This is a genomic window from Streptosporangium sp. NPDC005286, from assembly GCF_040607515.1.
Lineage (GTDB): Bacteria > Actinomycetota > Actinomycetes > Streptosporangiales > Streptosporangiaceae > Streptosporangium.
This window is the reverse complement of record NZ_JBEXGU010000019.1, coordinates 20,455-30,176: the sequence shown is the minus strand read 5'-3', so window position 1 is coordinate 30,176 and position 9,722 is coordinate 20,455. Positions and strand designations below refer to the sequence as shown.

General features: G+C 69.4%; 10 protein-coding genes. 3 read left to right on the top strand and 7 right to left on the bottom strand.

What is annotated here, in order from left to right; translation table 11 throughout:
- Positions 1-20: 20 nt before the first annotated feature.
- The 3 genes from glmM to rplM all read right to left on the bottom strand — a co-directional run bounded on the left by glmM (position 21) and on the right by rplM (position 2,412).
- Positions 21-1,376, bottom strand: a complete 1,356-nt coding sequence (gene glmM, locus ABZU75_RS10210; protein ID WP_350953858.1) for a phosphoglucosamine mutase — start codon at positions 1,374-1,376, stop codon at positions 21-23.
- A 1-nt stretch (position 1,377) separates the two neighbouring features.
- A complete protein-coding gene (gene rpsI, locus ABZU75_RS10205) occupies positions 1,378-1,899 on the bottom strand; it encodes a 30S ribosomal protein S9 (protein ID WP_355551521.1) in 522 nt (173 codons plus the stop codon).
- A gap of 69 nt (positions 1,900-1,968) precedes the next feature.
- A complete protein-coding gene (gene rplM, locus ABZU75_RS10200) occupies positions 1,969-2,412 on the bottom strand; it encodes a 50S ribosomal protein L13 (RefSeq protein ID WP_326635561.1) in 444 nt (147 codons plus the stop codon).
- A 493-nt stretch (positions 2,413-2,905) separates the two neighbouring features.
- Here rplM and ABZU75_RS10195 point away from each other — a divergent pair, with 493 nt between their 5' ends.
- The 3 genes from ABZU75_RS10195 (at position 2,906) to ABZU75_RS10185 (ending at position 6,382) form a co-directional block, all read left to right on the top strand.
- Entirely contained in the window at positions 2,906-3,592 is a 687-nt protein-coding gene (locus ABZU75_RS10195; RefSeq protein ID WP_355551516.1) for a CAP domain-containing protein, read from the top strand.
- 35 nt (positions 3,593-3,627) lie between these two features.
- Positions 3,628-4,554, top strand: a complete 927-nt coding sequence (locus ABZU75_RS10190) for a hypothetical protein (RefSeq protein ID WP_355551513.1) — start codon at positions 3,628-3,630, stop codon at positions 4,552-4,554.
- Positions 4,555-4,648: 94 nt separating this feature from the next.
- Positions 4,649-6,382 carry a hypothetical protein gene (locus ABZU75_RS10185; RefSeq protein WP_355551510.1) on the top strand — a complete coding sequence of 578 codons (1,734 nt, stop codon included), beginning with the start codon at positions 4,649-4,651 and terminating at the stop codon, positions 6,380-6,382.
- On the opposite strand, the gene truA is transcribed toward ABZU75_RS10185, so the two are convergent.
- From truA to rpsD, 4 genes are all read right to left on the bottom strand, one after another.
- Complete coding sequence (truA, locus tag ABZU75_RS10180) at positions 6,372-7,250, bottom strand: tRNA pseudouridine(38-40) synthase TruA (protein WP_355551507.1); 879 nt, start codon at positions 7,248-7,250, stop codon at positions 6,372-6,374. The genes ABZU75_RS10185 and truA overlap by 11 nt on opposite strands.
- Positions 7,251-7,339: 89 nt before the next feature.
- Positions 7,340-7,876, bottom strand: a complete 537-nt coding sequence (gene rplQ / locus ABZU75_RS10175; RefSeq protein WP_355551504.1) for a 50S ribosomal protein L17 — start codon at positions 7,874-7,876, stop codon at positions 7,340-7,342.
- 89 nt (positions 7,877-7,965) lie between these two features.
- Complete coding sequence (locus ABZU75_RS10170; RefSeq protein WP_030912872.1) at positions 7,966-8,982, bottom strand: DNA-directed RNA polymerase subunit alpha; 1,017 nt, start codon at positions 8,980-8,982, stop codon at positions 7,966-7,968.
- Between the two features lie 99 nt (positions 8,983-9,081).
- Positions 9,082-9,708, bottom strand: a complete 627-nt coding sequence (gene rpsD / locus ABZU75_RS10165) for a 30S ribosomal protein S4 (protein WP_030912875.1) — start codon at positions 9,706-9,708, stop codon at positions 9,082-9,084.
- Between the last annotated feature and the right edge of the window lie 14 nt (positions 9,709-9,722).

The following is a 9,722-nucleotide window of genomic DNA, read 5'->3' as shown; positions in this document are numbered from 1 at the left end:
CCCGGACGGTCACCGGCCCCTCAGACGCAGGCCGTACGGACGACCTCGGCCAGCCGACCGGCCAGTTGCTCGGCCTGCTCCGCCGAGGCGGCCTCGACCATGACGCGGATCATCGGCTCGGTGCCGCTCGGCCGGATCAGCACCCGGCCGGTCTCCCCCAGCTCCGACTCGGCGGCGGCGACCGCGGCCTCCAGCTCCGGAGCCGAGGCCTTGGCCCGGTCGACGTCCTTGACGTTGACCAGGACCTGCGGCAGGCGGGTCATCACCGAGGCCAGCTCCGCCAGCGACTTCTTCGCCCGCGCCACGACCGCCAGCAGGTGCAGCGAGGTCAGCAGGCCGTCCCCGGTGGTGGCGTGGTCGAGCATGAGGACGTGGCCGGACTGCTCGCCGCCCAGGTTGTAGCCGCCCGCCCTCATGGCCTCCAGGACGTAGCGGTCGCCCACGGCGGTCTCCACCACGTCGATCCCCGCGCTCTTGAGCGCGAGCTTGAAACCCAGGTTGGACATGACCGTGGCCACCACGGTGTCGCCGACCAGCTTCCCCTCGGCGTGCATGGCCATGGCCAGCACCGCCATGATCTGGTCGCCGTCGACGACCTCGCCGGTGTGCGAGACGGCCAGGCAGCGGTCCGCGTCGCCGTCGTAGGCGATACCGACATCGGCGTTGCGGGAGACGACGATCTGCTGGAGCTTGTCCAGGTGGGTGGAGCCGACCCCGGCGTTGATGTTGAGGCCGTCGGGGCGCGCCCCGATCGTCTCCACCGTGGCCCCGGCCCGCAGCAGCGCCTCGGGAGCCACCATGTGGGCGGCGCCGTGGGCGCAGTCGAGGACCACGTTGAGGCCGTCGAGGCGGCAGTCCACCGTGGACAGCACGTGGGACACGTAACGGTCGGCCTCGCCGTACGCCTCGCGCACGCGGCCGACCGAGGCACCGACAGGGCGCTCCCACTTCTCGCCGACCCGCTGCTCGATCTCGTTCTCCACCGCGTCCGGCAGCTTGTAGCCGCCGCGGGCGAGGAACTTGATCCCGTTGTCCGGGGCGGGGTTGTGGGAGGCGGAGATCATCACGCCCATGTCGGCTCTGAGAGCCGTGGTCAGGTAAGCGACCGCCGGGGTGGGCAGCACGCCGAGCCGGAGAACGTCCACGCCAGACGACGCAAGGCCGGCGACCACCGCGGCCTCCAGGAATTCTCCTGAAGCCCGGGGGTCCCGGCCCACGACGGCGACGGGGCGGCCTCGCCGCCCGACGCTGGCGCTGAACGCCCCGGCATCGCCGAGGACATGAGCCGCGGCCACGGACAGGTCCATGGCGAGCTCGGCCGTGAGGTCGCGTCCCGCGACCCCACGTACCCCGTCGGTGCCGAAAAGGCGCCCCAACTTAACGCTTGCTGTACTGCGGAGCCTTACGGGCCTTCTTGAGACCGTACTTCTTGCGCTCGGTGGCGCGGGCGTCACGGGTCAGGAAGCCTGCCTTCTTCAGCGGCGGGCGGTTGACCTCGACGTCCAGGGCGGTCAGCGCGCGGGAGAGACCCATGCGCAGGGCGCCGGCCTGGCCGGTGACGCCACCACCGTTGATGCGGGCGATGACGTCGAACTGGTCCTCGGCGCCAAGAACCACGAAGGGCTCGTTGACGATCTGCTGGTGGACCTTGTTCGGGAAATAGTTCTCAAGCGTACGACCGTTGATCGTCCACTTGCCGGTGCCCGGCACGATGCGCACGCGGGCGATGGACTCCTTGCGGCGCCCAGTGCCGTACGAGTTGCCGGTGGTGATGGGCTTGCGGACGGCGACGTCGCCGCTGACAGTGGACTCGGAGGTGTACTCGGAGGGGAACTCCTCCGCGGAGTACGCTTCCTGATCGCCCTCGATGGGCGTCTCGACACCGGTGGGCTCAGCCACGGTTCTCCTCTAACTTTCCTACTCGGCGTCGGCCGTCGGCCAACGCTGCTGGCGACAAGCAGCTAGCGACTACTGGGCGATCTGGGTGAGCTCGAAGGGCACCGGCTGCTGCGCCTGGTGCGGGTGCTCGGAACCGGAGTAGACCTTGAGCTTCTTGATCATCTTCCGGCCGAGAGCGTTCTTGGGCAGCATGCCCTTCACGGCCTTCTCGACGGCGCGGTCAGGACGCTTGTCCATGAGCTCGCCGTAGGTCATGGAACGCAGACCGCCCGGGTAGCCCGAGTGGCGGTAAGCCTTCTTCTGCTCAAGCTTGTTGCCGGTCAGCGCGATCTTGTCGGCGTTGATGATGATGACGAAGTCACCGGTGTCGACGTGGTTGGCGAAGGTCGGCTTGTGCTTACCGCGAAGCAGGATCGCGACGTGGCTGGCCAGCCGGCCAAGCACGATGTCGGTGGCGTCGATGATGTGCCACTGACGCTCGACTTCGGCAGGCTTGGGTGTGTACGTGCGCACGGTCGTATGCCTTCTTTGGTCGCGTCTTCGGCGCTGTCGGAGATGACAGCAACATGGGTCGGTAGGTGCGGGCACACGACAGCCCGGACCTTCCGTCTCCAGAACAGAGGAGATGACGCCGGACGCGCCGCGTATCGGTCTGCAGAGGAGACCAATTCGCACACAACGAACTAGCAGAGTACCGGCGCGGATGAGCACGAGTCAAAAAGACATGACTCTCCGGCGGTGCCCCTGGCATTCTACCCGGGACCCGGCAGTGCCCGGGAACCGCCACACACGGGCGGGCGACCAGCCATGAGACCGCGGTTCCCGGGAATCCCGCCACCGGAGCCCGGCGAGGAACGTGGATCCGTGACGGTTCCAACACGTTCTCATCATTCTCTTTTTCCTCACCGCAAACATCTCTATCTTTGATAGCGGTATGTGGCAGCTTCCTCACCCCGGGCATACCCAGCGAGCGCGCCTGCGTCGTATGGGGGTGTTCGTGTGCCTGATGACGGTTCTGCTGGTCGGCTTCATCATCGGCCGGGGCAGCCGCGACGAGGAGGCCGCCGACCAGATCTATCTGAACAACCCCGGGTCGACCAGACCCACGCCCAGCAACGGCGCCCTGGCCGGGCAGGTGGAGCGGGCTCCGCTCGCCCGGGTCGCCCGCCCCTCCGCCCTCCCGGCCGTCCCGGCGGACCGGCGCCCGCGCCCCACCCACGACGCCGACACGAAGCTCGGCGGATCCGGCGACGACGGCCCCTCTCGCTACCTGCTCAACGGCAACGGTGACGACGACGCCACCACCCCCGCCCTCGGCGCGATGGAGCGCGAGGTCGTCAGGCTCGTCAACATCGAGCGCAGGCAGGCCGGGTGCGGGCCGCTCCGCATCGACCGGAGGCTGATCTTGTCCGCCAGGAGGCACTCGGCCGGGATGGCGTCCGCCGGCAGCCTCTCCCACACCTCTCCCGACGGCACGTCGCCCTGGGAGCGGATGGACGCCACCGGCTACCGTGACGGCGGCGCGGAGAACATCGGGCGCGGCTACACCTCTCCCGACGAGGCGGTGCGGAACTGGATGGAGACCAGCGGCCACCGGCGCAACATCCTCAACTGCGAGCTCACCGCCACCGGCGTCGGAGCCGTCCAGGGGCCCGACGGGCCGTGGTGGACCCAGGACTTCGGATACTCCTGAGCCAACCGGCCCTGATCCCGGGCTACGCTCGGCGCATGGGTTTTCCCGTGGAGCCGCCGCGCCGCCAGCCTTACAACCGGCCTGACGCGTCGCCGCCCGCACAGGGCCAGCACTGGTTCGACGCCTCGCCGCACAACCGTGCCCCCGAGCCCCCGCGGGCGCCGCAAACGCCGCCTGTCCAGCCTCCCCCGCCGCAGGAGCGACCACGGCAGGAGATGTGGAGCCCGTACGACGAGGGCCCCCGCTCGCGCCGCCCGATCTTCATCGCGCTCGGCGCGCTCGCCGCGCTGATCGCCGGGGGCGTCGGCCTGGCCGTGCTGGCCAACTCCGACCCCGCCCCGGTGCCCGGGGCGGCGACCCCCTCGGCCCAGGCCCCCCTCGTGCCGCCCGCCAACATCGCGAACGGCAAGTTCGGCCTCGCCTCCTCCCGCGCCACCGACCCGTACGCCCTCACCCTGAACGAGGTGTTCAAACACCGGAAGGTACGGATCGGCAAGCAGAACTACCTGATGACCACGCGCAGGACGGACCGGAAGTGCGGCGAGGCCGTGGTGGGGGACAAGCTGAAGAAGGCCCTTACCGCCGCCAAGTGCACCCAGCTCCTGCGTGCCAGCTTCCGCGACGCCTCGGGGAAGATCATCGGAACCGTGGGAGTCGCCAACCTCAAGACGTCCGCGGGGGCGACCAAGGTCGTCTCGGCCAGTTCGGGCAAGGAGCGGGAAGAGTACATCAAACCGCTTCCAGGTAAGGATAAGGTCACCAAACTTCTCGGAACCGGCGAGGCTTTCGTTGGCGAGTGGCGCCATGGGCACTACGTGGTAATGGTCTGGTTCCAGTACAAAGACGGGCACCTGCCGAAGAAGAACGAGGTCAAGCAACTGAACCAGTCGGCCTTCGGAGCGGCGGACGCGACCGTCACCCCCGCGCTGGAATCGCGTTCGTTGACCGGCAAGCGACCCTGAGCACGGGGCCATACTGTCGCTTTCAGGCATGAATCCGGCAGACGATACAGCCATACCCGCATGACGATCTCCAGCTGTCGCTAGGCTGCCGCGTATGCGTGGCCAGGAATCCGGGTCCGAGCACCGACATGAAGCCGAGGGTTCGGCGACACCGGCGACGCCGCCGCCGAGTTTCGGCCAGCCCTCGCCCCACGTGCCGCGGACCGATCTCGCAGGTGATGAGCAGTCCGGCGGTCCTTCCGCGTGGCCGGAGACGGATCCGGGCGCGGCCCAGCCCTGGACGGTCCCCGGCGACGACGGGGCTCCCTACGACTGGTACGCCCAGCCGGAGGACGGCCCGCCGCTGTCCACCGCGCCCATCGTGCCGGGAGCACCGCCCTGGCAGCCGCCTCCGGCCTTCACCGCCGCCGCCGCGGGCATGCAGGTCTGGCCCTCGTCCGGGCAGCAGGCTCCCTGGCCCGCCGCGACCGGCGAGCCGGTGTGGACAGACCAGGAGGAGACCGTCGCCCGCCCGGGAGAACCCGGCGACGTCGCCGTCTGGCCGCCGGACGCGGTCTTCCAGGAGGAGCGCGGCGGGGGCGAGAAGACGGCCGGCGGCCACGCCGCCTCACCCCGGCAGGCCCCCCTCGCCCACCAGGACCCGCCACCCCAGGCTCCCGCCCCCTCCCTCGCCGGTCCCCAGGACGACTCCCAGGACGTCCGCCAGGACATCCGTCAAGACAGCCGTCAAGACAGTGACCGATCCGTGCCGGTGGCTCGGCCCCCCGTGTCCGCACCCGTCGCGCAACCCGTGGCGACCGAGCCGGAGCCGATCTCGCAGGCACCCCTGCCGGCCACCGAGCAGACCGTTCCCGTCCGGACACCTCCGGCCGCCTCCGGCCCGCCCGCACCGCTCTTCACCCACGCGGAGCAGGTGACCCCGCCCAGCGGCGTCCCGGCGGTCGCCTCGCCGTTCCCGCTCCCCGCCTTCCCTCCCCCGCCGGTGACGTCCTCATCCGCGAGCGAACCGCCGGCACCCCCGAGCGACCCGGCGGCGACGCGCGGGCCGTTCACCCCGCTCTCCGCGTTCACCCCCGAGCCGCCACCCACTCCCCCACCGCCTACCCGCGGCAAGGCCGGCACGACGCTGCTCGCGGCCGTGGTCGCGGTCGTGGTGGTCGGCATCGGAGTCGGGGCCTTCTTCGCCTACCAGTCGTTCAACGCCAAGCAGGCGGCGAACGCGGCGGATCCGATCCTCGGTCCGGGAAAGATCGACCCCACCGACAAGCTGGACATCACCAGTGAGCCCGAGCCGATCAACACCACGATGCTCAACTCCGAGAAGACCGACCCGGGCAAGATGACCGTGGCCGACGCCTTCGTCAAGAAGGTGTCCGTGGCGGGGACGACGTTCACCCGGGTCAAGACCAACCTCACCGAGCAGTGCCAGAAGGCCGCGACCGGCAGGTTCGCCGGCACCCTGCGCAGCCAGGAATGCCGCCGGGTGCTGCGGGCCACGTACGTGGACAGCAAGCACAGGTACGCCGTGACCACCGGGATCGCCGTGCTTCCCACCCGCGAGTCCGCGGTCGCCGCCGACCGGGCCAAGAACCTGGAGCGCAACCTCTGGTTCCGCGGCCTGCCCTCGGCCGCCGGCACGGGCGGTGAGCGGGTGCACATCGCGGGCGGCTACGCGGCCGGGATGGTGTGGGGCCGCTACATCGTGTTCAGCTACGCCACCTACAGTGACGGCCACACACCGACGGCCAAGGAGAAGGCCCTGGGCAGGATCAGCGGTGCCTTCCGCGACCAGACCGCGAAGGTCGTGGAACGCCGCGTCACGAACTGAGCGTCCGCACCCGGCGAGTCTCCGCGGCCCGCCTGGCGAGCTCCTCGGCGCCGGGGTAGCGCACCTCCTCAAGGCAGAGCCCGTGCGCGGGCGCGACGTGCACCCCCGAGTCCCGTACGGCCCGCGACAGCACCCCTTGCGGCCACTCGACCGTGAGCCTGCCCTCACCGACGGGCAGCAGCGACCCGACGAGCGCCCGGACCATGGAGTGGCAGAAGGCGTCGGCCACGACCGTCGCCACGATGAGCCCGTCCTCGCGGACCCAGTCGAGCCGCTGCAGCTCGCGGATCGTGGTCGCACCCTCACGCCTCTTGCAGAACGCGGCGAAGTCGTGCTCACCGAGGAGACCGGCGGCGGCCGCGTTGAGCCTGTCCACGTCCAGGGGCCGGTTGTACCAGACGATCTCGCGGCGGCGGAGCGGGTCGACCCCGCCGGGGGCGTCGGAGATCCGGTAGGCGTACCGCCTTGACAGTGCCGAGAATCTCGCGTCAAAGCCTTCAGGAGCCACCGTGACGCGATGCACACGTACATCTGGGGGGAGGACTCCGGCGAGCCTCCTGCGCGTGGCAGAAAGCCTCTCGTCGAGCTCCTCCACCGATCCGGGCTCCCGCGCGGGCACCCCGCGGCGGTTGCGGCTGTCCAGCGCGCCGAGCGCGCCGGCGTCCAGGTCGACATGGGCCACCTGGCCGCGGGCGTGCACGCCCGCGTCGGTCCGCCCCGCCACGGTCAGCGCCGGAGGCTCGGGAAGCCGGAGGATCCTGCCGAGCGCCTCCTCGATCTCCCCCTGGACCGTACGCCGTCCCGGCTGCTTGGCCCAGCCGGAGAAATCGGTCCCGTCATAGGCGAGATCCAGCCTCAGCCGCACCACGATGTTCCTCTCGAAAGACTCTCGGAGAACGGAAAGGGCCCGGCATCCCGGTGGAGGGAGTGCCGGGCCCGTTCACTGGGCCTGAAAGATCAGGCGTTGTCCTTCTTGGCCTCGGTCTCCTCGGCGGGAGCCTCGGTCGCCTCGGCGGTCTCCTCGGCGCTCTCGACCTTGGCCTCCTCGACCTTGGCCTCCTCCGCCTTGGCCTCCTCGACCTTGGCGGCCGGGGCGGCCTTGGCGGCCTGGGTCTGGCCGACGCGGACCGTGTTCAGCGGCTCGGACACCAGCTCGATCACGGCCATGGGGGCGGCGTCACCCTTACGGAGGCCGACCTTGGTGATCCGGGTGTAGCCACCGGGACGCTCGGCGAAGGTCGAGGCGATCTCGGTGAAGAGGTGGTGGACGACACCCTTGTCCCTGACGACCGTCAGCACCTGGCGACGGTTGTGCATGTCGCCCTTCTTCGCCTTGGTGATCAGCTTCTCCGCCAGCGGGCGCAGACGCTTCGCCTTGGCCTCGGTGGTCTTGATCCGGCCGTGCTGGAACAGCTGGGTGGCGAGGTTCGCCAGGATCAGCCGCTCGTGGGCCGGGCTGCCGCCGAGACGGGCACCCTTGGTGGGCCTAGGCATAACGTTCTCCTTGGGAGTAAACCCGCCCCGGCCGTACGAGGTACCGGGGTCGGGCCGGGGAGTCGCTCACGATCCCCGTTACAGAAAAATCAGTACTGCTCGGTCTCGACGTAGGCGCTGTCGTCGTCGTCGTAGCCGCCACCGGCCACCGCGCTCGGGTCGAACCCGGGCGGGGAGTCCTTGAGCGCGAGCGTCATCTCGTGCAGCTTCTGCTTGACCTCTTCGATGGACTTCGCACCGAAATTCCTTATGTCGAGGAGGTCCTGCTCGCTGCGCGCCACGAGCTCACCCACGGTGTGGATGCCCTCGCGCTTGAGGCAGTTGTAGGAGCGGACCGTGAGGTTCAGCTCCTCGATCGGCAGCGCCAGGTCGGCGGCCAGGGCCGCGTCCGTCGGCGACGGGCCGATGTCGATGCCCTCGGCCTCGACGTTCAGCTCGCGGGCGAGGCCGAACAGCTCGACGAGGGTCTTGCCCGCGGAGGCCACCGCGTCGCGGGGCTTCATGCACGGCTTGGTCTCGACGTCCAGGATCAGACGGTCGAAGTCGGTGCGCTGCTCGACACGGGTCGCCTCGACCTTGTAGGTGACCTTGAGCACTGGGGAGTAGATGGAGTCGATCGGGATGCGACCGATCTCCTGGCCCGGCTGCTTGTTCTGCGCGGCGGAGACGTAACCGCGACCGCGCTCGACGGTCAGCTCCATCTCCAGCTTCGCCTTGCCGTTCAGGGTGGCGATGCGCAGCTCGGGGTTGTGCACCTCGACACCGGCCGGGGGCGCGATGTCGGCGGCGGTGACGTCACCGGGGCCCTGCTTGCGCAGGTACATCACCACCGGCTCGTCGTGCTCGGAGGAGACGACCAGGTCCTTGAGGTTCAGGATGATGTCGGTGACATCCTCCTTCACACCCGGCACGGTGGTGAACTCGTGCAGCACGCCCTCGATGCGGATGCTGGTCACCGCCGCGCCCGGGATGGACGACAGCAGCGTGCGCCGCAGCGAGTTGCCGATGGTGTAGCCGAAGCCCGGCTCCAGCGGCTCGATGATGAACTTGGACCGGGTCTCCTCGATTGACTCCTCGAGGAGGGAGGGACGCTGAGCGATCAGCATGTTGAATCTCCCTTGCATGGCGGCGCCCGCTATTTGACGCCGCTCGAACAACAGCATAGGTGCCGTGCGGCGAATCGCCACACGGCACCTGAGGAGCCGCTACTTGGAGTAGAGCTCGACGATCAGCTGCTCCTGGACCTGGGTGTCAATCTGCTGACGGACCGGGAGCTGGTGGACCAGGACGCGCAGCGCGTCCGGGACGACGCCGAGCCACGCCGGGTACGTCTTGTCACCGGCGGTGGCGCGGGCCACCTCGTAGGGCAGGAGGTTGCGCGACTTCTCGCGGACCTCGACGATGTCGTGCTCGCGCACCCGGTACGACGGGATGTCGACCTTCTTGCCGTTCACCAGGATGTGGCCGTGACGGACCTGCTGGCGGGCGGCGTCGCGCGACTCGGCGAAACCGGCGCGGTAGACCACGTTGTCGAGACGGCTCTCCAGGATCTGGAGGAGGTTCTCGCCGGTCTTGCCGGTCTTGCGGTTGGCTTCCTCGTAGTAGTTGTGGAACTGCTTCTCGAGGACGCCGTAGATGCGGCGGGTCTTCTGCTTCTCGCGGAGCTGGAGCTGGTACTCAGACTCCTTGGGACGGCCGCGGCCGTGCTCACCCGGCGGGTAAGGACGGATCTCGATGGGGCACTTCGCGGACTCGCACTTCTTGCCCTTGAGGAAGAGCTTGGTCTTCTCCCTGCGGCAGAGCTTGCAGTCCGCACCCGTGTAACGAGCCATTTTCTATCTTCTCC

Coding starts and splice junctions, on each gene's coding strand:
- ABZU75_RS10185 (WP_355551510.1), top strand. CDS start 4,649: ATGCGTGGCCAGGAATCCGGGTCCGAGCACCGACATGAAGCCGAGGGT.
- rpsD (WP_030912875.1), bottom strand. CDS start 9,708: ATGGCTCGTTACACGGGTGCGGACTGCAAGCTCTGCCGCAGGGAGAAG.
- rplQ (WP_355551504.1), bottom strand. CDS start 7,876: ATGCCTAGGCCCACCAAGGGTGCCCGTCTCGGCGGCAGCCCGGCCCAC.
- ABZU75_RS10195 (WP_355551516.1), top strand. CDS start 2,906: ATGACGGTTCTGCTGGTCGGCTTCATCATCGGCCGGGGCAGCCGCGAC.
- ABZU75_RS10190 (WP_355551513.1), top strand. CDS start 3,628: ATGGGTTTTCCCGTGGAGCCGCCGCGCCGCCAGCCTTACAACCGGCCT.
- ABZU75_RS10170 (WP_030912872.1), bottom strand. CDS start 8,982: ATGCTGATCGCTCAGCGTCCCTCCCTCCTCGAGGAGTCAATCGAGGAG.